This window comes from Micromonospora sp. WMMD975 (assembly GCF_029581215.1).
In the GTDB taxonomy this organism is placed as follows: domain Bacteria; phylum Actinomycetota; class Actinomycetes; order Mycobacteriales; family Micromonosporaceae; genus Micromonospora.
This window is the reverse complement of sequence record NZ_CP120739.1, coordinates 433,706-455,412: the sequence shown is the minus strand read 5'-3', so window position 1 is coordinate 455,412 and position 21,707 is coordinate 433,706. Positions and strand designations below refer to the sequence as shown.

The window sequence follows — 21,707 nt, the reverse complement described above, 5'->3', positions numbered from 1 at the left end:
GTGGACGAGCCGCTGCGCGCCGTGGAAGACGAACTGACCGCGCTGTTGCGTCGCGGCCGGGCGCTGTCCTGGGAGATCGCCCGCGAGGTCCACCCGAACCTGGAGCCGAACGCCTACGGGCTGCTGCTGTGGCTGCGCCGCTCCGGGCAGATCCGGCTCACCGACCTGGCCGTGAAGCTGGGCATCGGCAAGGGCACGCTGAGCCGGCAGATCGGCGGCCTGGAGGCGCTGGGCCTGGTCCGGCGCGACCCGGACCCGACCGACCGGCGGGCCGCCCAGCTCAGCCTCACCGACGAGGGCACCCGGCGGTTCGACGGGGCGCGGGCGGCCCGGCTGGGCCAGATCCGGCGTTCGCTCGAAGACTGGCCGAAACAGGACGTGGCGGACTTCGCCCGGCTGATGCACCGGTTCAACGAGACGTTCTGACCTGCGCCGGCGGGAATAGGACGCGCGCCACTCGCGGTTGTTGCTTTGGGCAACCAAACCATACGGTTGCCCGAGGCAACGCTCCACCTTCCCCCTTCGGAGGCACTCCACGATGACCCAGGCGACCGCGCCCACCCGGGCGACCGCCGTCGACATGTCCCACCGGCAGATCCTGGAGGCGCTCTCCGGCCTGCTGCTGGGCATGTTCGTCGCGATCCTCTCCTCCACGGTCGTCTCGAACGCGCTGCCGCGGATCATCACCGACCTGCACGGCACCCAGTCCGCGTACACCTGGGTCGTCACCTCGACCCTGCTGGCGACCACCGCGACCACCCCGATCTGGGGCAAGCTCGCGGACCTGACCAGCAAGAAGATCCTGGTCCAGCTCGCCCTGGTGGTCTTCGTGCTGGGCTCGGTGCTGGCCGGGCAGGCCCAGACGACGGGCGAGCTGATCGCCTGCCGGGTGGTGCAGGGCGTCGGCGCGGGCGGCCTCACCGCCCTCGCCCAGGTGATCATGGCGACGATGATCGTTCCGCGCGAGCGCGGCCGGTACAGCGGCTACCTCGGCGCGGTGATGGCCGTCGGCACCATCGGCGGCCCGCTGATCGGCGGCGTGATCGTGGACACCGACTGGCTCGGCTGGCGCTGGTGCTTCTACGTCGGCGTGCCGTTCGCCGTGCTCGCCCTGATCGTGCTCCAGCGGACGCTGCACCTGCCCGTGGTCAAGCGCAAGGTGACCATCGACTGGTGGGGCGCCACCCTGATCACCGCCGCCGTCTCGGTGCTGCTCATCTGGATCACCCTGGCCGGCGACAAGTACGACTGGATCTCCTGGACCAGCGCGGCCATGGTGACCGGCGCGATCCTGCTCGGGGCGCTCGCCGTCCGGGTCGAGCAGCGGGCCACCGAGCCGATGATCCCGCCGCGGCTGTTCCGCAACCGCACCATCACACTCGCCGTGCTCGCCAGCATCGCGGTCGGCGTCGGCATGTTCGGCGCCTCCGTCTTCCTCGGGCAGTACTTCCAGATCAGCCGCGGCGAGAGCCCGACCATGGCCGGCCTGATGACGCTACCGATGATCGGCGGCCTGCTCGTCGCCTCCACCGTGGTCGGCCGCATCATCACCAGCACCGGCCGGTGGAAGCGTTGGCTGGTGACCGGCTCGACGCTGCTCACCGCCGGCTTCGCGCTGATGGGCAGCATGCGCCAGGACACCCCGTACTGGCGGCTCGCGATCTTCATGGCGCTCATCGGCCTCGGCCTCGGCATGACCATGCAGAACCTGGTGCTGGCCGTGCAGAACACCGTCGGCACGCACGAGCTCGGCGCGGCCAGCTCGGTCGTGGCCTTCTTCCGCAGCCTCGGCGGCGCGGTCGGCGTGAGCGCGCTCGGCGCGCTGCTCGGCCACCGGGTGACCGGCTACCTGGCCGACGGACTGAGCCGGCTGGGCGTACCGGCGGCCAGCTCGGGTGGCGGCGGCGCGCTGCCGGACGTGCACGCGCTGCCCGCGCCGATCCGCGCCGTGGTGGAGTCCGCGTACGGGCACGGCGCCGGTGACATCTTCCTGGCCGCCGCCCCGTTCGGGCTGCTCGCCCTGATCGCCGTGGTGCTGATCCGGGAGGTGCCGCTGCGCCGCACCAACCGCGACCCGGTCTCCGCCGAGGTCGAGCGGGAGTCGACAGTCGCCGCCGGCAACGACGCGGTGGTGATCCGGACCGGACGGCGGGACTGAGGCGATGGACGCGCCGGAGCGTGAGCGGTACGGCCCGCAGGCCCGGCCGTTGCCGTTCGAGCGGGGCACCGACGGGCCCCGGGTGGTGCTCGTCGGCGTGGACGGCACCCGCACCTCGCTGCGGGCCGCCGCCTACGCCGCCGGGCTGGCCCGCCGGCAGGGCTCCGGACTGGTGGTGGTGTTCGTCAGCTCGCCGCCCCCGTACAGCGGGATCGTGGCCGGCGCGGTGCAGCAGACCCACGACGAGCTGGCCGACGAGCTGCGGGCCGAGTGCCGGCGCGGGGCCGAGGAGCTGGACCTGCCGGTGACGTTCCTGTGCCGGCGCGGCGACGCGTACGCCGAGCTGTGCCGGGCCGCCGACGAGCACCGGGCCGACCTGGTGGTGGTCGGCTCCTCCGAGCAGGCCGGCCACAGGCTGGTCGGCTCGGTCGCCACCCGCCTGGTCCGCACCGGCCGCTGGCCGGTCGTCGTCGTCCCCTGAGGGTGTAAGGAGGGGCCCCCGGTTAACGCATAGCGTTGTAAAGGGGCCCCCGCTTAACATCTGCGGCCATGATCTGGAGAGCACCCGACGTCGACCGCCGCCACGAGCCCTTCGTCGCCGACGAGCGCGCCATGCTGCAAGGGTGGTTGGACACCCACCGTGACACGCTGCGGCACAAGTGTGCCGGGCTGACCGCCGAGCAACTGCGCACCCGCAGCGTCGAGCCGTCCGGGCTGACCCTGCTCGGGCTGGTGCGGCACATGGCCGACGTGGAGCGCTGGTGGTTCCGCGTCCGCGCGGCCGGCCACGAGCTGCCCGACATGTACGACTACGACAAGGACCCGGACGCCGACCTCAACGACATCGCCGACGCCGACCCGGCCCAGGCGTTCGCCACCCTGGTCGAGGAGATCGAGGCGGCCGACCGGGCAGTGGCCGACCTTCCGCTTGAGCACACGTTCCCGCACACCCGGCGCGACGGAGGCACCCGTGAGATCAGCCTGCGCTGGGTCTACGTGCACATGATCGAGGAGTACGCCCGGCACAACGGCCACGCCGACCTGATCCGGGAACGCATCGACGGCGTCACCGGCTCCTGATCCGCCCCACCTGACCCGCCGGCGGCCGGGGTGTGACCACGGACCGCCAGGTCGGCGCGTACCCACCACTGTGCACGCAAGGTCACCGCCGGTTGGCGGGCGGCTGATAATCTTCGATTAATGGACACAGTGGTGATTCGGTTCGTCACCTTCGACGACGACAACGACTCGACCGAGGAAGCCACCCGCCGCCTGCACCGGGAGTTGCACCAGCTCGACGGCGTCCGTTCGGTCCACCCAGCGACGTCGACCGCGGTCGCGCCGGACGGCGCCCGGGGCGGCGAACTCGTCGAGCTGGGCACGCTGCTCGCCGCCCTGACCGCCCAGGCGGACCTCGTCGTCGAAGTGCTCCGTGTCGTCGGGGACTGGCAGCGGCGGCGCGGTCGCGGCCGGGTCGAGGTGCGCATCGGCGACAACGAGCTGGTCCTGGAGAACGCCACCCCCGACGAGCAGCGCCGGCTGATCGAGGCGTTCATCGACCGGGTGTTCCCACCGGAACGATGAGACGCGCGCTGATCATCGCGAACGAGGCGTACACGGATCCTCACTTCGCTTCCCTCCCCGGCGCCGTGGCGGACGCGGACTCCCTCCGCGAGGTGCTGGAGAACCCGGCCATCGGCGCCTTCGACGACGTTCGCGTGTCACGTAACCGCACCGTCCACGACATCGGCCGGGCCGTCGCCGTCTTCTTCCACAAAGCCAAGCCCGACGACCTGCTGCTCCTGCACGTCTCGGCGCACGGGCTGAAGGACGCCCGCGGTGACCTGTTCTTCGCCGCACGCGACTCGGAACACGACAGCCACCTGATCCGGGCGACCGCGTTGTCGGCCGCCGACATCCGGCACCAGATGGCGGACAGCCGGGCGAAGCAGATCGTCGTGCTGCTCGACTGCTGCTACAGCGGCGCCTTCGCCCACGACGCACGCGCCCGGGGCGCACGCGCCACCGACCTGACCGTGCCGTTTCAGGCGCGCGGCCACGTGGTGATCACTGCCTGCGCGGGCACCGAGCTCAGCTTCGAGCGGGACGGGCAGGGCGTGTTCACCCGGGCGGTGGTCGAGGGGCTGCGCACCGGCCGGGCCGACCGCAACGGCGACGGGGTCATCGACACCGACGAACTGCACCAGTACGTCACCGACCGGGTCGCTGAGGCGCGCATCCGGCAGCGGCCCACGCTCTCGGTCTACCGGAAGGAGGGGGTGATCCGGGTGGCGTGGGCGGGTCGGGTGCCGCCGCCCCCACCGCCGGGCCGCCGACCCGGGCTGCTCGCACGCCTGGCCGCCGTGGTGACGGGCCGCCGCGGCTCGCTGCCACGCCGGCTCGTGGTGCCGGCCCTCGCGCTCTGGGCGCTCCTCTGCGGCGCCGTCGGCCACGCCGGCCCGGTCGGGGCCGCCGAAGCCGGCTGCTTCCAACCGCCGATGGTACGGGTGGCCACCTCGGCCACGAGCCTCGATTCCTACCGTGAGGTGGCGGACGCGTTCGAGCAGTGGTCGGCACGGCAGCACCGGGGCTGCCCGCTGGCCCGGCTCTACCTCTATCCCGCGGCGGCCGACGACGTGCGGGCCGGCATCGGCGCGAACTGGACCCCGCCCGGCCAGCCGGGTCACTCCTACCTTGAGGACGTCGGGCCGCACCCGGACCTGTGGCTGCCGGAATCGAAGAACGACGTGGACCGGCTGGGTCAGGTCGATGCGAACCTGATCGAGGACACCGACGAGATCGCCGCGTCGCCGGTGGTGCTCGGCGTACCGCAGGCTCAGGTCGCTGCCGGTGGCGCCGTCGACGGCGATCGCCGGATGGGTAGAACCTGGCTGGAGCTGTTCCACCGCTTCGCCGACGGCAGCGGCGTGGTACGCGGAGATCCGGCCGTGTCGACACCCGCCCGCCTGGCCACCCACGCGCTCTACGGCGGCGAGCGGAAGCTGGCGTCCCCGTCGGCGGCCCGGCAGGACGTCGAGCTGTGGGTGGACCGGGCGCTGGACTCCGGCGCGTACCCGATCGGTGACGACCTGGCCGTGCTCTGCCGGCAGCGAATCCGGGCGGTGGCCGCCCCGGTCGCCACCGCGGGGGTCGACGCACCGGCCGTGATCCTCACCGAGCAGGATCTGGTGCGCTACAACCAGGGCCGGCCGTTGGGCGCCGGTTGCCCGGCCCAGCAGACGCCGCCGGCGCCCGAACGGTTGCAGGCGTTCTATCCGTCCGACTCACACGTGCTCTTCCGCTCGGTCACCCGGCTCCACTGGCCGGACGCGGTGCAGAGCCCCGCCGTCCGGGCCGGGGCGTCGAGCTTCGCCCGGTGGCTGTCCGACGAGGAGGAGGGCCAACAGGCGCTGCTCCGGGTCGGCCTGCGTCCGCTGGGCGTGTCCGCCAACACGCCCCTGGACCGCACCCACGGCGCGATGTTCGACTGGCCCTTCGGCAAGGTTCGGGACCTGAGCGAGCTCAACGCCGGCGAGCAGGACCGGGTGCGGGAGGTCTACCGGCGCGCGCACCGGCCGGGGCGAGTGCTTGTCGCGCTTGACGCGTCCGGCTCGATGCGCGAGCCGAGCGAGGACCGACGCCGCAGCCGGTTCCGGGTGGCCGTGGACGGGGTCGAACGGTCGCTGGAGCGGGTCGGCGAACGGGACGAGTTCGGCCTCCTGACCTTCTCCACCGTGGCCGCCAACGCCCGGCAGATCGTGCCGATCGGTCCGAAGAAGGCTGCGGGCGCCGGCAGCCTGGGTGCCGAGGTCGCGCGGATCCGGCCCGCCGGCGACACCCCGCTGCACCGGGCCATCCAGCAGGGTGCGGCCCAACTCCGGGACGGCGGCGGCGAGGCGTTGCGCGCGCTCGTGGTGGTCACCGACGGCAGGGACACCAGCGGACAGCGAGCGCCCACCGTGGCGGAACTCTCCGACGTGCGGCTCTACGTCCTCGCGGTGGCGGACGCGACCTGCGCCCGCTCGCCGCTCGACCGCCTCGCGCAGGGCACCGGCGGGGACTGCTACGACACCCGGACCGACCGCCTCGACGCGACGCTTGACGGGTTGTTCATCGCGCTGTGGAAGGGAGTGGACTGATGCCACGGACGCCGAGCACCGGCTCGACGCCACGGAACGACCGGCGACGCTGGTGGTGGGCGTTCGGGCTCGGGTTGATGAGCGGCGCGCTGGTGGCCGCGCTGACGTCCGTCCTGGTCTGGCGGGTCGCCGGGCCCAGGAGCCCGGAGCCGGGTGACCTGCTGATCCTCACCGGCCGAGACGACAGCGAGGGCCAGCAGCGGCAGTTCCTCATCGACCTCTGGAACACGGCGAACCCTGGCAACCAGGCCAAGATGATCTCCCTGTCCGAGACGGCGGACGCCCAGTACGCCGAGATGGTCAACCGTGGCGAGAAGAACGGGAAGGACGACGGCACGGAAATCGACGTGTTCAATCTCGACGTCACCTGGACCGCGGCGTTCGCCGAGAAGGACCTCCTGCGCCCGATCGACGAGGGCGGGCTGGCCGACCGGCCGGACGAGGTGTTCCTCAAGCAGCCGCTGCGCACCTGCCGCTACCGGGACCGGCTGTGGGCGTTGCCGTTCAACACCGACGCCGGGCTGCTCTACTACCGCAAGGGCCTCGGGCTGAAACCCCCGTTCGACTGGCCGGAGATCGAGGCCGAGTCGGCCCGGCTGCTCCCGAGGACGCCCGGGCTCACCGCCGGCTACGCCGGCCAGCTCGGCGACTACGAGGGGTTGACCGTCAACGCGTTGGAGGCCCTCTGGGCGCACGGCGGCGACCTACGCGTCGACGACCAGGGGAACGCCTCGATCGACCCCAAGCGGCTGGCCGCCGCGCTGAAGCCGCTCACCCCGTCCGACGCCGGGCCGTCCGTGGCGTTCGGCGAGGAGCGCGGGCAGCAGACCGAGGAACAGAGCCGGCAGACGTTCGCGGACGGGCATGTCGCGTTCATGCGCAACTGGCCGGTCGCGTACCGCAAGTTGACAGGTGACGACGCGACGTCGGGACCGTCGTCGGCCGCCTCGAAGGACACGACGGCGATGACGGAGGCGGCGAAGAAGGTCGGCGTCGCGGCCCTGCCCGGGCCGAGCGTGCTGGGTGGCCAGAACCTGGCGATCGCCCGGCAGACCGGACAGCCCCGGGCGGCCCAGTTGCTGATCGAATATCTCACCGGGGAGCAGAGCCAGCGGACGCTCTTCGAGAAGGGCGGCTTCGCCGCGACCCGGGCCGTCGTCTACGAGGACGTGGACATCCAGAACGAGTACCCGTACCTTCCGCTGTTGCTGGAAGCGATCAAGACCGCCCGGCTCCGGCCGGTCTCGCCGCAGTACGTCAACTTCAGCCGGGTGCTGCGCGGCTATGTCGGAACGGTGCTCGACGGGAAAGGCAGCCTCCCGGACGACCTGGCCCAACGACTCACCGACGCCCTGCACGGCAAAACGCCGCCCAGCCCCGCCCCGGACTGAGGCGCGGCCACCGGCTCAGTACGCCAGCGCGGCCCGCAGATAGCGCAGGTCGGCCGGCCCGCTCCACCGGTGTGCGGAGAGGCCGGCGACGCGGGCGCCGGCCACCGCGCGGTCCTCGTCGTCGACGAAGAGCACCCGGGCCGGCGGGGTGTCGAGCGCCGCGCAGGCGACCTGGAAGTATTCCTTCGCCGGCTTGTGCACGCCGACGGCGGAGGAGTTGACCACCACGTCCAGCTCGTCGGTCAGGCCCAGCCCGGCCAGGTCGGCGTCGAGCAGGTCGGTGGCGTTGGTGCCCAGCCCGACCCGGATGCCGGCGGCCCGCGCCTCACGGACGAACGCGAGCACGTCCGGGTCGACCTCGCCGCGGTAGCGCTGCCACTGGTCGACCGCGGCGCGGGCCCGGGCCGGGTCGCCGACCGACGGGGTCAGCGCGTCGGCCACGCTCGCCATCCACGCGGCGTGGCTCATCTGCCCGACGAGCACCGGCTGGAGCAGCCCCCAGGACATCGCGATCTCACCGAGGACGCCCTCGGTCAACCCGTACTCCCGCTCGACGCCGGCGGCCACCGCCGGGTCCCAGCGGCGCAGCACGCCGTCGAAGTCCACCAGGAGCGCCGTGGCGCGTTCCCGACTCACTCGTCTGTCTCCTGCCCGTCGTCCTCGGCCCGGTTGAGCCGCTGGCTGATCACCTGCGTCACGCCGCTGCGCATGGTCACGCCGTAGAGCGCGTCGGCGATCTCCATGGTCCGCTTCTGGTGCGTGATCACGATGAGCTGGCTCTTCTCCCGCAACTGTGCCAGCAGGGTGATCAGGCGGCCCAGGTTCACGTCGTCGAGCGCCGCCTCCACCTCGTCCATGATGTAGAACGGGCTGGGCCGGGCGCGGAAGATCGCCACCAGCATGGCCACCGCGGTCAGCGACCGCTCGCCGCCGGAGAGCAGCGAGAGCCGCTTGATCTTCTTGCCCGGCGGCCGGGCCTCGACCTCGACGCCTGTGGTGAGCAGATCCTCCGGTTCGGTGAGCACGAGCCGGCCCTCCCCGCCGGGGAAGAGCACGGTGAAGACCTGCTCGAACTCCCGCGCCGTGTCCTCGAACGCGCTGGCGAAGACCTCCAGGATCCGCTCGTCCACGTCCTTGACCACGGTGAGCAGGTCCCGCCGGGTGGCCTTCAGGTCTTCCAACTGCTCGGAGAGGAACTTGAAGCGCTCCTCAAGCGCGGCGAACTCCTCGAGCGCGAGCGGGTTCACCTTGCCGAGCAGGGCCAGCTCCCGCTCCGCCTTGGCGGCCCGCTTCTCCTGCACCGGCCGTTCGTAGCGGACCGGCTCGGGCACCGGACGGCCGTCGGACTCGGCGAGCGCGACGTCCGCGTCGGTGGGCGGGACGAGCTGGTCCGGGCCGTACTCGGCGACGAGCGTGGCCACGTCCAGGCCGAAGTCCTCGGCGGCCTTGGCCTCCAACTGCTCGATGCGCAGCCGCTGCTCGGCGCGGGCCACCTCGTCCCGGTGGACCTGGCTGGTGAGCCGTTCCAGCTCGGCGGCGAGTCGCTTGGCCGCGCCGCGTACCTCGGACAGCTCGGCCTCGCGGGCGGCGCGCTCGCGGGCCACCGCGTCGCGGTGCTCCTCGGCCCGGGCGATCGAGACGGTGAGCCGGGTGAGCGCCTCCCGGGCGCCGCCGACCACGGCGCGCGCGATCTGGGCGCCGCGGGTGCGGGCCGCGCGCCGGGCCGCCGCGCGTTCCCGCGCGGCCCGCTCCGCGGTCGCCTGCCGGGCCAGCGAGTCGGCCCGGCCGGCGATCGACGCCACCCGTTCCTCGGCGGTACGCACCGCGAGCCGGACCTCCATCTCGTTCTGCCGGGCCGGCGGCACCATGGCGGCGAGCTGGTCGCGTTCCTCGGTGGACGGTTCGGCGTCGATCGGGGTGACCTCGGCCAGCCGCAGCCGTTCCTCCAACTCGGCGAGTGCCTCCAGGTCACGGGCCCGGGCCGCCTCGGCGCGGGCCCGGGACTCGCCGAGCCGGTCGGTCTCCGCCCGGGCCGACCGGGCCGCCGCGCCCAGTTCGGCGAGGCGGCGGGCGGCGGCGTTGCGGTGGCTCTCGGCCTCCCGCTTGGCGGCGGCGGCGTGCTGCACCGCCTCCTTGGCGCTCGTCACCTCGGCCCGTGCCTCGGCCAGTTGCTCGCGCAGCTCGGCGGCGGCGTGCTCGGCGGTGGCCCGGTTGGTCCGGGCCTCCTCGACCGCGGCCTGCACCTCGATGAAGCTGGGCGCCCTGGTCGATCCGCCGGCCGCCGCGTACGCACCGACCACGTCACCGTCCGGGGTGACGGCGCGCAGTTCCGGGTTCGCGGCGACCAGCTCGGCCGCGGCGGCGAGATCGTCGACGAGCGCCACGTCGCGCAGCGCGCGATGCACGGCGGGACGGATACCGGCGGCGCACTCCACCAGGTCCGGCGCCCACCGGGCGCTCTCCGGCAGCTTCGGCCGCAGCGCGTCGGCGGCACCGTCCATGCCCGGCCCGGCGGGGCTGCCGACAAGCAGCCCGGCCCGCCCGGCATCGGTGATCTTGAGCAGTCGCATCGCCTCGACCGCCTCGTCCACGCCGGTGACCGCCACCGCGTCGGCGAGCCCGCCCAACGCGGCGGCGAGTGCCGCCTCGTCGCCGGGGGCGACGGTGAGCAGACCGGCGAGGCTGCCGAGCAGGCCGGGCACCTGGTCGGCGCGGGACAGCAGCGCGCCCGCGCCGTCCTTGCGGCGCAGGCCCATGGCGAGCGCCTCCTCGCGGGCCTTCCAGGTGGCGGCGTCCTTCTCGGCGGCGCGCTCGCCGTCGGTCAGGCTGCGTACCGCCGCCTGGGCCTGCTCGTGCACGGCCACCGCCTCGGCGTGCCGGGCGTCCAGGTCGGCGTTGTCCCGGTCGGCCTCGGTGGACTGCTCGGCCACCGCGTCCAGGTCGGCCTGCGCCTTGTCGGCGCGACCGAGTGCGTCGGTGTGCGCGGCGGCGAGCCGTTCGATCTCCTCGCCCGCGCTCGTGGTGCGGGCCCGGGCGGAGTTGACCTGGCCGGTCAGCCGGGCCAGCCCTTCGCGCCGGTCGGCGATGGCCTTGGCGGCCGTCACCAGCTCCCGCTCCGCGGCGGCGAGCTGCCGTTCCAGCTCCTGCCGGTGCTCGACCGCCTCGGCGAGCCGGACCTGGTCCTCAGTGAGCGCGGCGCGCAGTTCCTCCTCCTGCTCGCGGACCCGCCGCGACTCCGCCTCCAACTGCTCGGGGTCACGGCCGGGGCGTTCGTCGTCGCCGGTGGCGCTGAGGTGGCGCAGCCGCTCGCGGGCGAGCTGCTCGATGGAGCGGAACCGTTCCTGCAACGCGGAGAGGCGGTACCAGGTGTCCTGCGCCGCCGCGAGCAGCGGCGCGTCCTCGGCCAGGGCCGCTTCCAACTCGCCGAGGCGACCCTGGACCTCGCCGTGCTCACCTTCGATCTGCTCGCGCCGGTCGCGCAGCGCGGTCTCGTCGGCGATCTCCTTGTCCAACGTGGTCCGCAGCGTGTGCAGGTCGTCGGCGAGCAGCCGGAGCCGGGCGTCGCGCAGGTTGGCCTGGATGGCGGCGGCGCGCCGGGCCACCTCGGCCTGCCGGCCCAGCGGCTTGAGCTGGCGGCGCAGCTCGGCGGTCAGGTCGGTGAGGCGGTTGAGGTTGACCTGCATCGCGTCGAGTTTCCGCAGCGCCTTCTCCTTGCGCTTGCGGTGCTTCAGGACGCCCGCCGCCTCCTCGATGAACGACCGCCGGTCCTCCGGCTTGGCGTGCAGCATGCCGTCGAGCCGGCCCTGCCCGACGATGATGTGCATCTCCCGGCCGATGCCCGAGTCGGAGAGCAGCTCCTGGATGTCGAGCAGGCGGCAGGAGTCGCCGTTGATCTCGTACTCGCTCTCGCCGGAGCGGAACATCCGGCGGGTGATGGAGACCTCGGTGTACTCGATCGGCAGCGCGCCGTCGGTGTTGTCGATGGTGAGGGTGACCTCGGCCCGGCCCAGCGGCGCCCGCCCGGCGGTGCCGGCGAAGATGACGTCCTCCATCTTGCCGCCGCGCAGCGCCTTGGCGCCCTGCTCGCCGAGCACCCAGGCGATGGCGTCGACGACGTTCGACTTGCCGGAGCCGTTCGGGCCCACCACGCAGGTGATCCCGGGCTCCAGCTTCAGCGTCGTGGCGGAGGCGAAGGACTTGAAGCCCTTGACCGTCAGGCTCTTGAGATGCACCTTCTCGATCCTCGTCCGGTGGCCGCCGTACCGTCGCCGGCTGCGCGGACCTGGTGAACCCGCAGACTAACCCGGGACCGGGACCCCGGCGGCACGCGACCCACCCGGCCTGCGTCGCGCACCGCCGCCGTCGCTTGCCGAAATCGCAAGATCACAATTTCCGGACGCAATTCCCGGGGCCACCGACAAGATCGATAATTGCGGTCGGCGGCAGAACGGGTACGCACATGGCTGCGCGCCGGCACTGAAGTGTCGGCGCGCTTTTCGGTGTGGTGCGATTCAGTTTTCCGGCGACCGGAACTCAGGTCAGCGCGGGCTCGGCGAGACGGAGGAGGTCGTCGGCCTCCGCCGCTGCCGCCGCGAGCCGATCGTTCTCGGCGCGCAGACGCGTGATCTCGAACTCCAGTGCCTGAACCCTGGCACGCAGTCGGGTGACCTCGTCGAGCAGACGCCGGTCGGACGCTGCACCTACGTGGCCGTAGAGGGCCTTCGCCATGCTGAACTCCTCGATATGCGCTGCCGGAAAGGCCGGCCAACGCGCGCCCATGATGTTCGCGGCTGCCATTCCCGGGATATCAGGGCGTGGCTGGGCGCGACTGGCGACACCTACATATTGAGCCGAACCCCCCTCGTTCGTCAAGTTGACGCAGGCCGTAGATCATCTCCACGTCGGCCGGGCCACTCGTCGGGGGGCTGCCACAAGGGCACGGACACGCTCTGTCCGGACGCCTTCACTGTACGCCCGGGATTACGCGATCACCTCACCCTTCCGTCTGCTTCGCCTTAACTCTTTCTTAGCCACGTTGCCGCAGCTTCGACCGCGCCCGTAGCGTCACCCGGGCTTACCACCGACCCGTGGAGGGGACAGGCGTGTACCGCTGGACCGACCCGATCGACCCGGACGACGCCTCCCGGCGCCCCGAGCCGTCCCCGACCGACAACGGTCCGGCGTGGCCCACCGGCCGGCCCGAGCCGCAGTCGTCGTACCTCTTCGGGGACGAGCCGGCCCACCCGCCCGCTCCCCGGCCCGGCCGGTACGGCGACACCGGCGGACACGGCGACACCGGTCGGTACGGCGACACCGGCGGGTACGGCTACGGCCCGGCGCCCGACGCCCGCCCGACCGAAGCGTGGCCGGACCACGACCGGACCGCCGCGTGGCCGGACCACGACCGGACCGCCGCGTGGCCGGGACACGGCCACCCGCAGCCGGGGTACGACGCCGCGCAGGCCGGATACGGCCACGCCCAGCCCGGATACGGCGCCGGGCAACCGGCGTACGGCCACCCGGCGCCGTTCGAGCCGGTCGGCGCCGGGCAGCCGGGGCGGGACCGCTGGAACGGCGAGGAGCAGCCGACCGGCGGCTGGGACCGGCCCGAGGCAGCCTGGCAGCCGGCGACCGACGTCCCCGTCGACGACAGCCGGCACCGCCAGAAGCGGAGGCTGTCCCGTCCGCTCGTGATCGGCGGGGCCGCCGCCGTGGCGACCCTCGCGGTGAGCCTGGGAGTGGGTGCTGTGCTGCTGCCCGACGGCGACGGTCCGGCCGAACGCACCGCCGCCGACGCGCCGCTGGCCGTCGCCCCGGACGGACCGGAGCAGACCGGGAGCGCGCCCCCCGCCGACGCGCTCGTCCCCGAATCGGCCAGCCCGTCGGCCGTGCCGACCACCGTCAAGCCGAAGCCGAGCCCGACGAAGAAGATCGCGCCGAAGCCGAGCCGGACCACCGCCCCGTCGCGGCAGCGCGAGCGGGACAGCACGCCGAGCAGCACCGCCGCGCGGACCACCTCCTCCTCGGGCGGGCTCAGCGCCGAGCTTCAGCAGGTCGTCGACCTGGTGAACCAGGAGCGGGCCAAGGCCGGATGCAAGGCGCTGAGCGTCGACACCAAGCTGACGCTCGCCGCCCAGCGGCACAGCCAGGACCAGGCCGACCACAAGAAGATGACGCACGACGGCAGCGACGGCAGCAACGTCGGCCAGCGGCTCGACCGGGTCGGTTACGCCTGGCGGGCGTACGGCGAGAACGTCGCCTGGAACCAGCAGAGCCCGGCCTCGGTGATGGACGCCTGGATGAACTCCGAGGGGCACCGGGCCAACATCCTGAACTGCGGTTTCACCCAGATCGGGGTGGGCGTGGCGCGCAGCAACGGGCCGTACTGGACGCAGGACTTCGGCACGCCCCGCTGACCGGCGCGTCGTGACCGGGCCGGCGCTCGTTGACCGGTCGGGGGCGGCGTCGGGCCGCCCGCGTCCGGGGAGCGGTCGATGCGGATCCGGCCGGCGTACGCCGTGCCGCGTTCCCGGCCGGCCCGCGTCCGCCGACGCGGGCCGCGCCGGGGCGTGGCGCTGGCGTTGACCGCGCTGCTCGTCGCCCCGATGCCCGCCTGCGGAAAGCAGGTCACCGTGCCGCCCGGCGCGCCCACCTCCTGGCCGACCGCGTTGTCGACCCGCTGGAAGTGGCAGTGGCAGCTCACCGGTCCGGTGGACGTCGCGGTCGACGCCGACGTCTTCCTGCTCGATCCGGTCCGGACCACCTCCGCAGAGACCGCCTCGCTCCGCGCACGCGGCCGTCGGCTGGTCTGTCTCGTCCGGGCCGGCACGTCCGCGACCGGCGACCCCGATGCCGCCCGTTTCCCGGCCGCGGTGCGCGGCGCGGCCGTGCCGGGCCGACCGGGGAGCCGGTGGCTCGACGTCCGGCGCTGGGACTTGCTGGCGCCGGTGCTTGCCGACCGGTTCCGGCTCTGCCGGGGCAAGGGCTTCGGCGCGGCGGCGTTGTCCGACGTGGACGGCTATCGGTACCGCTCCGGCTTCCCGCTGGGCTTCGACGAGCAACTGTTGTTCAACCGCCGGCTGGCCGGGCTGGCCCGGCAGTTCGACCTTTCCCCCGGCCTGGTCGACGACGTGGCGCAGGTGGCCGCGCTGGCTCCCGACTTCGACTTCGGGGTCAACCAGGAGTGCGTACGCCGCCGCGTGTGCGCGAAGCTGCTGCCGTTCGCCGACGCCCACAAGCCGGTCTTCCACGTCGAGTACGCGGGCGAGCCGGCCGCGTTCTGCGTCACCACGGTCGGCTACGGCTTCGCCTCGATCCGCAAGGACCGGCGGCTGGACGCCTGGCGGGAACCCTGCCCGCTGCCGTGAGGCCGGGTGGGGGCCGGACCGCCGACGGCCCGGCCCCCACGGTCAGGGGACGGCGACCAGCTCCGGCGCCGGGGCGGGGGGCGGCTCGGGCGGCGGGGTGGTCGAGCGGCGGCGCAGGAAGCGCGGCGCCCACCAGTTCGCGTCGCCGAGCAGGGTCATCACCGAGGGCAGCACCACCGCCCGGATGATCGTGGCGTCCAGCAGGATCGCCGCCGCCAGGCCGATGCCGAGCTGCTTGAAGTCGATCATGCTGAGCGTGGCGAAGATCGAGAAGACCCCGACCATCACGATGGCCGCGCTCGTGACCACGCCGGCCGAGGACGTGATGCCGTACGCCACCGCGTCCCGGTTGGGCACGCCCCGATCGACCGCCTCGCGGATCCGGCTGACCACGAAGACGTGGTAGTCCATGGAGAGCCCGAACAGCACCACGAACAGGAACAGCGGCAGCCAGGCGACGATCGCGTCCATCGAGGTGAACCCGAGCAGCCCCTCCGCCCAGTGGCTCTGGAACACCAGCACCAGCAGCCCGTACGCGGCGCCGGCGGAGAGCAGGTTCAGCAGGATCGAGGTGAGCGCCACCACCACCGACCGGAACGTCCACGCCATCACCAGGAACGTCAACGCCAGCACGAACGCCGCGACCACCGGCAGCTTCGCCCAGATGTGGTCGGCGTAGTCCTCGCTGGCGGCCACCCCGCCGCCGACCGCGTACTCCACGCCCGGGATGCTCCCGAGCGCGGCCGGGACCAGGTCGTCGCGCAGTTCGTGCAGGGACCGGGACGCCTCGTCCGAGCGGCTGGCGTACGGGGTGGCCATCTCCAGCACCGACACCCGCCGGTCGTCCGACACCTGGATCTCCGGGCCGTCCCCCTCGGCCGGCGCGAAGAGCGGGTCGGCGGCGGCCCGGCCGGCCAGGCCGGTGAGCGCGGCCCGCACCCGGTCGGCCTGGTCCGCGGGGGCCCGCACGGCCACCGTGTGGCTGGTGCCACCGTTGCTCGGGAAGGCCGCGGCGAGCCGGTCGTACGCCTGCATGGCCGCCGTGGTGCGCGGCACGTCCTCGGTGCCGGGGAACTTGAGCTTCATGCCGAGCGCGGGCGCGGCCAGGGCGAGCAGCAGCCCGACCGAGATCACCAGGGTGGCCACCGGAGCGCGCAGCGCGGGCCGGAGCACGGCCGGCCAGAACCGGGGGCGGGCGGGCTGCCCGGGCCGGCCGCCGCGCGCGGCGGTGAGCCGCCACAGCAACGGCACCCGGGGCCGGTCGACCCAGCGGCCCAGCTTCGCCAGCAACGCCGGCAGCACGGTCAGCGAGCCGATCACCGCCACCGCGACCACCAGGATCGAGCCGACGGCGAGCGACGAGAAGATCGCGTCCTGGGCGAGCAGCAGACCGCCCATCGAGATGATCACGGCGGTGCCGGAGACCACCACGGCGTGCCCGGAGGTCTCCGCCGCGATCTCCACCGCATCCAGGCCGGACCGGCCCTTGGCCCGTTCCTCACGCTCACGCCGCACGTAGAACAGCGAGTAGTCCACGCCGACCGCCATGCCGATCAGCAGGATGACGCTTGCCGTGGTGTCGGTGGCCGGCACCAGGTGTGAGGCGAGCGTGGAGAGGCCCATCGCGGCGGCCACCGAGGAGAGCGCGAGGAGCACCGGCACGCCGGCGGCGATCAGCGCCCCGAACGCGATGATCAGGATCGCGAGCGTCACCGGCAGGCTGAGCAGCTCGGCCCGCTTGAAGTCGTTGCCGAGGGTCTCGTCGAGCGCCTTGTCGATGGACGGGCCGCCGACCTCCTCCACCCGCAGCTCGGGGTGGGCCTGCTGCACCGTCGCGGTGGCGTCCCGCAGCGGCTGCACCCGGTCCGCGGCGGTCTCCGGGTCGCCGGACATGGTGATCGGCAGCAACAGCGCGGTCCCGTCCCGCGACGACACCGGCGTACCCACCGAGGCCACGCCCTCGACCTGCCGCAACCGATCCGCCGCGTCCTGCGCGACGGCCTTCGCGGCGGCCGGGTCGAGCGTCCCCGACCGGGCGGTGATCAGCACGTTCTCGGTGGCCTGGTGGTGGAAGTCGCCGCTGTCGACGATCAGCTCGGCCCGTCCGAACTCACCGATCGCCTGGTCCGCGTTGCTGGCCTCCCTCAGCCCGGCGGCGCTGCCGCCGACGAAGCACACCGCGACGAACACCACCCACAGCGCGATGGCCCGCCAGGGATGCTCCGCACTCCACCGCGCCAACCGCACGGTCACCGGTCGCCTGCCCATATCCGGGGTCCCCCTTCAGCCGTCGGCCCCGTGCCGACGCTGGAGACGCTAGGCATCCGGCGGGGGCCGGACATCGGGGAACGGCCCCGGCTCCTCCCCGATAGGGCTGGCCCTACCGGGCGGCCGGAACCGGCCGCACCGATCACCGAAAAAGGGCGATTCAGGGTACGTTCCGGCGCGCCGCCGGGGACCGGACGGCGCAGCACACCGGCGCAACCCCGAGGCGGCTCGGGGTCATCCCCGGAGGGCGCCCCGGGGACGCGGCTGGCAGCGCGGGCAACTGTAGGAGGAACGGTTCATGAACGCCTCGCGCCGGATCGGGGCGCCGCAGCGCGGGCAGGGCTCCCCCTCCCGGCCGTACGCGTTGAGCGACCGGTCGAAGTAGCCGCTCTCGCCGTTGACGTTGACGTACAGCTCGTCGAAGCTGGTGCCGCCCTGCTTGATCGCCTCGCCGAGCACGTCCCGCACGTGGCCGAGCAGGCGCAGCGCCGCCGGGCGGGTCAACCCGTCGGCCGGCCGTACGCCGTGCAGCTTCGCCCGCCACAGCGCCTCGTCGGCGTAGATGTTGCCCACCCCGGAGATCAACGTCTGGTCGAGCAGCGCACGTTTGATCTCGGTGCGCTTGCGGCGCAGCGCGGCCACGAACGCCTCGTCGGAGAACTCCGGGTCCATCGGGTCCCGGGCGATGTGCGCGATCTCGACCGGCAGATCCGCCCCGCCCGCGGAGACCGACAGCCCGCCGAACGTGCGCTGGTCCACGAAACGCAGCTCCGGCCCGTCGTCGGCGAACCGGAACCGGACCCGCAGATGCAGCTCGTCGGCCGCGCCGACCGGTTGGAGCAGCAGCTGGCCGGACATGCCCAGGTGGCCGATCACCGCATCCCCGCTGTCCAGCGGCAGCCACAGGTACTTGCCCCGGCGGCGTACGTCCGTGATCGTCCGACCGGCGAGCACGTCGGCGAAGTGCGCGCCGCCCGGCGCGTGCCGGCGTACCGCCCGGGGGTGGCGCACCTCGACGGCGGTGATCCGCCGGTCGACGACCCACTGGGCCAGTCCCTGCCGGACGGTCTCCACCTCGGGCAGCTCAGGCACGGCCGGCGCCCGCCTCCGCGTCCTCCGGAGCCGCCGCGTCCGGAGCGGTCACGTCCGGAGCGGTCGCCGCCGGATCCTCCGGCGCGGTCCCGGCCTCGGCCCGCGCGGCGGCCTCCGCCTGCTCGGTGAGCATCCGCCACGCCGACTCGGCGGCCCGCTGCTCGGCCTCCTTCTTGCTGCGCCCCTCCGCGCCGCCGTAGCGGTTACCGGCCACCACGACCCAGGCGGTGAACGTCTTGAGGTGGTCCGGCCCGGTGCCCTCGATCCGGTATTCCGGCACGCCCAGCCCCAGCGCGGCGGTCAACTCCTGGAGGCTGGTCTTCCAGTCCAGCGCCGCGCCCCGGCCCGCCGACTCCGCCATCAGCGGGTCGAAGAGCCGGTGGATCACGATGGCGGCGGTGTCCAGGCCGTACTGGAGGTAGATGGCACCGAGCAGCGCCTCCAGCGTGTCGGCGAGGATGCTCGCCTTGTCCCGCCCGCCGGTGGCCTCCTCGCCCTTGCCCAGCAGCAGGTACGCGCCGAGCCCGTCCGGGCCCAGGCCGCGCGCCACGTCGGCGAGCGCGCGCATGTTGACCACGCTGGCCCGCAGCTTCGCCAACTGTCCCTCGGGCAGGTCCGGGTGGTTGTGGAAGAGCGCGGTGGTGATCACCACGCCGAGGACCGAGTCGCCCAGGAACTCCAGCCGCTCGTTCGTGGGCAGGCCCCCGTTCTCGTACGCGTACGAACGGTGGGTGAGCGCGCGCTCCAGCAGCTCCGGGTCGAGCGACACCCCGAACGCCGTCTCCAGGTGGCCGACGGGAGCACGCCGCCGCTTCTCGTTGGTCATGGTGCTACCTCGGTGTCGTTGCGGTCAGGTGCGGGATCGTGCGGGATCTCGGCGAGCAGCGCGCGGACGGTGCCGGCGGCGTCGCGACGCCAGAGGTGGGCGGCGAGCGCGATACCCGAGGCGACGTCCTCCGGGCCGGCCGCGCCGTGGCACACCACCACGGTGCCGGCCACCCCGAGCAGGGCCGCCGCGCGCGGCACACCGCCGTTCGCCGGGGGCCCGCCGGCCATCGCGTACGCGCCCTCGATCGCCTTCAACAGGACGTTTCCGGTGAACCCGTCGGTCACCACCACGTCGGCGCGGGCGCCCAGGGAGATGTCGTACCCCTCGACCAGGCCGACGTAGCGTCCCCCGCAGGGCAGCGGCACGGCGGCCAGCGCGGGGTCGGCGGCACGGCGCAACCGGTCGCCCTTGCCCGCCTCGTGGCCGACGGAGAGCAGCCCCACCCGGGGCGCGGTGACGGCGTGCGCCACGGCCGCGTAGGCGGCGCCGAGGACGGCGTGCCGGGCCAGCGTGGCGGGGCCGGGTTCGAGCGTGCCACCGACGTCCAGCAGCACCACCGGGCCCGCGACGGCGGGCAGCGTGGCGACGAGAGCGGGTCGGCGTATCCCGGGCCAGCGACCGAGGCCGAGCGCGGCGGCGGTGACGGTGGCGCCGGTCGAGCCGGCGGAGACCACGGCGTCGGCGAGCCCGTCGTGGACCGCCTGCACCGCCGTGCGTACCGTGCTCTCGCCGCGTGCGGCGGTCGGGTCGTCGGCCATGCCGACGGCGGCCCGCACCGGGCGGACCGTGACCCGGGCGCGTTGCGCCGAGTCGAGCACGCCGATCAGCCCGTCGGCGACCTCGGTCGGGCCGACGAGCAGCAGGCGCAGGTCAGGGTCGGTGCGCACCGCCCGCAGAGCGCCGTCAACCACGACGGCGGGAGCATCGTCCCCGCCGAGGAGGTCGACGGCGATCCGCGCGGTGCCCGGCTCCGACGGCCCGCCGGTCACGGAACGACCGGCGGTGGAGGGAGCCGGGGCACCGGGCTTCAGCCGTGGTGCGCGCGCCACCCGAGAAGTGGTCGGGGGCGTCACTCGGCGTCCAGGTCAGACCTCGAGGACCTGGCGGCCGTTGTACGTGCCGCAGACGGAGCAGGCGGCGTGCGGCAGCTTCGGCGACTTGCACTGCGGGCAGGCAACGGTCGCCACCACCGAGGCCTTCCAGTTCGCCCGGCGGGCGCGGGTGTTGCTGCGCGACATCTTGCGCTTGGGGACGGCCACGGTTCCTACTCCTCTGTACGGGTCAGTTGCGACAGGCCCGCCCAACGCGGGTCGATCTGCTGGTGACTGTGGTCGGCGGGCAGATCGTCCCAGTGCACCCCACACTCGGGGCACAGTCCTGGGCAGTCCTGCCGGCAGAGCGGGTTGGTCGGCAGCGCGAGCACCACCGCGTCCCGCACCGCCGGCTCCAGGTCGATCAGATCGCCCTGCATCCGGCCCACCTCGTCCTCGTCGGTCGTCTCGTCCGTGGTGCTGTCCTCGTACGCGTACAGCTCCTGGACGTTCACGGCCACCGAGTCGTCGATCTCGCGCAGGCAACGGCCGCACTCGCCCTTGACGGGACCGGTGACGGTCCCGGAGACGAGCACGCCCTCGGACACCGACTGCAACCTCAGGTCGAGGTCGAGGTCCGCGCCCTCCGGCACGCCGATCAACTCCACGCCGAGGTCCGCCGGTGCCGTCACGACCCGCCGGAGCTCACGCAACGCGCCAGGGCGACGCGGCAGGTCCCTCGTGTCGAGGACCAGCGGCGCCCTGGGGTCGAGTTGGCGAGGCGAATGTTTGGGCATAGTCAGACTCCGGCCGGTGAGAGGCCGACAAAAAAGGTTACCTGGGAGACGGGCGGACCGTCGAACCGGGGGCACACCCGCCCTGGTCCGGCGGCAGCCGGCTGTCGGCGACCGGCCCGCGCGCCGCTCAGAAGGGTAGCGGGCGGTCGGCCTCGTCCCCACCGAAGGTGCCGATCTCGCGCAGCGCGTGCATCTTGTCGCGGCCACGCTCTATCGAGGCCAACGCCCGGGTGAGGAACTGCTCGAAATTGGCGAGCGCGGTGTCGACGTAGTCGTCGACCTCCTCGCGGAGGCGCTGTGCCTCGGCCCGCGCCTCGCCGATGATCCGGGCGCCCTCGTGCTCGGCCGAGACGGTGATCTCGTTCACCGACACCAGCCGGGCGTGTTCCGCCTCACCCTCGCTGATGATCCGGTCGGCCTCGCGCTTGCCGGCCTCCATGATCTTGTCCCGCTCCTCCAGCAACGCGGCGGCCCGGCGCAGGTCGGCGGGGAGCTCGGCGCGCATCTCGTCGAGCGCGGCGATCATCTCGCCACGGTCGACCATGCAGTTGTTGCGCGACATCGGGACGGAGCGGGCCTGCTCCACCATGGCGATCAGTTCGTCGATGCGATCGAGCGGGTCCACCGGTACCTCA

At 73.4% G+C, this 21,707-nt stretch carries 19 protein-coding genes; 9 read left to right on the top strand and 10 right to left on the bottom strand.

What is annotated here, in order from left to right; all coding sequences use genetic code 11:
• The 7 genes from O7613_RS02115 to O7613_RS02085 all read left to right on the top strand — a co-directional run bounded on the left by O7613_RS02115 (nucleotide 1) and on the right by O7613_RS02085 (nucleotide 7,688).
• Nucleotides 1-426 carry a MarR family transcriptional regulator gene (locus O7613_RS02115; RefSeq protein ID WP_282291758.1) on the top strand — a complete coding sequence of 142 codons (426 nt, stop codon included), beginning with the start codon at nucleotides 1-3 and terminating at the stop codon, nucleotides 424-426.
• A 112-nt stretch (nucleotides 427-538) separates the two neighbouring features.
• Entirely contained in the window at nucleotides 539-2,158 is a 1,620-nt protein-coding gene (locus tag O7613_RS02110; protein ID WP_282291756.1) for an MDR family MFS transporter, read from the top strand.
• Nucleotides 2,159-2,162: 4 nt separating this feature from the next.
• Entirely contained in the window at nucleotides 2,163-2,639 is a 477-nt protein-coding gene (locus O7613_RS02105) for a universal stress protein (RefSeq protein ID WP_282291755.1), read from the top strand.
• A 68-nt stretch (nucleotides 2,640-2,707) separates the two neighbouring features.
• Complete coding sequence (locus O7613_RS02100; RefSeq protein WP_282291753.1) at nucleotides 2,708-3,238, top strand: DinB family protein; 531 nt, start codon at nucleotides 2,708-2,710, stop codon at nucleotides 3,236-3,238.
• A 120-nt stretch (nucleotides 3,239-3,358) separates the two neighbouring features.
• Entirely contained in the window at nucleotides 3,359-3,742 is a 384-nt protein-coding gene (locus O7613_RS02095) for a hypothetical protein (protein ID WP_282291751.1), read from the top strand.
• The gene (locus O7613_RS02090) at nucleotides 3,739-6,297 is read left to right on the top strand and encodes a caspase family protein (RefSeq protein WP_282291749.1); all 2,559 of its coding nucleotides are present in this window, start codon (nucleotides 3,739-3,741) and stop codon (nucleotides 6,295-6,297) included. Before O7613_RS02095 ends, O7613_RS02090 begins: the two co-directional genes overlap by 4 nt.
• Nucleotides 6,297-7,688, top strand: coding sequence for an extracellular solute-binding protein (locus O7613_RS02085; protein ID WP_282291747.1), 1,392 nt, complete (start codon nucleotides 6,297-6,299; stop codon nucleotides 7,686-7,688). The genes O7613_RS02090 and O7613_RS02085 overlap by 1 nt, the downstream gene beginning before the upstream one ends.
• Nucleotides 7,689-7,703: 15 nt before the next feature.
• Here the strand turns inward: O7613_RS02085 and O7613_RS02080 are convergent, their stop codons facing one another.
• The 3 genes from O7613_RS02080 to O7613_RS02070 all read right to left on the bottom strand — a co-directional run bounded on the left by O7613_RS02080 (nucleotide 7,704) and on the right by O7613_RS02070 (nucleotide 12,416).
• A complete protein-coding gene (locus O7613_RS02080; protein ID WP_281584476.1) occupies nucleotides 7,704-8,324 on the bottom strand; it encodes an HAD-IA family hydrolase in 621 nt (206 codons plus the stop codon).
• Entirely contained in the window at nucleotides 8,321-11,920 is a 3,600-nt protein-coding gene (gene smc, locus O7613_RS02075; protein ID WP_282291745.1) for a chromosome segregation protein SMC, read from the bottom strand. Before smc ends, O7613_RS02080 begins: the two co-directional genes overlap by 4 nt.
• Before the next feature lie 301 nt (nucleotides 11,921-12,221).
• A complete protein-coding gene (locus O7613_RS02070; RefSeq protein ID WP_107156252.1) occupies nucleotides 12,222-12,416 on the bottom strand; it encodes a hypothetical protein in 195 nt (64 codons plus the stop codon).
• Nucleotides 12,417-12,790: 374 nt separating this feature from the next.
• Between O7613_RS02070 and O7613_RS02065 the strand changes: the two genes are divergently transcribed.
• Together O7613_RS02065 and O7613_RS02060 are read left to right on the top strand one after the other, a co-directional pair.
• Nucleotides 12,791-14,104: a CAP domain-containing protein gene (locus O7613_RS02065; RefSeq protein ID WP_282291744.1), complete on the top strand. Its 1,314-nt coding sequence runs from the start codon at nucleotides 12,791-12,793 to the stop codon at nucleotides 14,102-14,104.
• A gap of 78 nt (nucleotides 14,105-14,182) precedes the next feature.
• Nucleotides 14,183-15,055: an endo alpha-1,4 polygalactosaminidase gene (locus tag O7613_RS02060; RefSeq protein ID WP_281584479.1), complete on the top strand. Its 873-nt coding sequence runs from the start codon at nucleotides 14,183-14,185 to the stop codon at nucleotides 15,053-15,055.
• A 42-nt stretch (nucleotides 15,056-15,097) separates the two neighbouring features.
• On the opposite strand, the gene O7613_RS02055 is transcribed toward O7613_RS02060, so the two are convergent.
• From O7613_RS02055 to O7613_RS02025, 7 genes are all read right to left on the bottom strand, one after another.
• Nucleotides 15,098-17,323, bottom strand: a complete 2,226-nt coding sequence (locus O7613_RS02055) for an MMPL family transporter (RefSeq protein WP_281584480.1) — start codon at nucleotides 17,321-17,323, stop codon at nucleotides 15,098-15,100.
• Between the two features lie 234 nt (nucleotides 17,324-17,557).
• The gene (gene mutM / locus O7613_RS02050; protein WP_282291742.1) at nucleotides 17,558-18,415 is read right to left on the bottom strand and encodes a bifunctional DNA-formamidopyrimidine glycosylase/DNA-(apurinic or apyrimidinic site) lyase; all 858 of its coding nucleotides are present in this window, start codon (nucleotides 18,413-18,415) and stop codon (nucleotides 17,558-17,560) included.
• Nucleotides 18,408-19,241: a ribonuclease III gene (gene rnc / locus O7613_RS02045; protein ID WP_282291740.1), complete on the bottom strand. Its 834-nt coding sequence runs from the start codon at nucleotides 19,239-19,241 to the stop codon at nucleotides 18,408-18,410. Before rnc ends, mutM begins: the two co-directional genes overlap by 8 nt.
• Nucleotides 19,238-20,233, bottom strand: a complete 996-nt coding sequence (locus O7613_RS02040; protein WP_281584483.1) for a phosphate acyltransferase PlsX — start codon at nucleotides 20,231-20,233, stop codon at nucleotides 19,238-19,240. Before O7613_RS02040 ends, rnc begins: the two co-directional genes overlap by 4 nt.
• A 96-nt stretch (nucleotides 20,234-20,329) precedes the next feature.
• Nucleotides 20,330-20,503 (bottom strand): 50S ribosomal protein L32, encoded by a 174-nt coding sequence (gene rpmF, locus O7613_RS02035; protein WP_089156974.1) that lies wholly within the window; start codon nucleotides 20,501-20,503, stop codon nucleotides 20,330-20,332.
• A 5-nt stretch (nucleotides 20,504-20,508) separates the two neighbouring features.
• A complete protein-coding gene (locus tag O7613_RS02030; protein WP_281584484.1) occupies nucleotides 20,509-21,072 on the bottom strand; it encodes a YceD family protein in 564 nt (187 codons plus the stop codon).
• A 127-nt stretch (nucleotides 21,073-21,199) separates the two neighbouring features.
• A complete protein-coding gene (locus tag O7613_RS02025) occupies nucleotides 21,200-21,697 on the bottom strand; it encodes a hypothetical protein (RefSeq protein ID WP_281584485.1) in 498 nt (165 codons plus the stop codon).
• Between the last annotated feature and the right edge of the window lie 10 nt (nucleotides 21,698-21,707).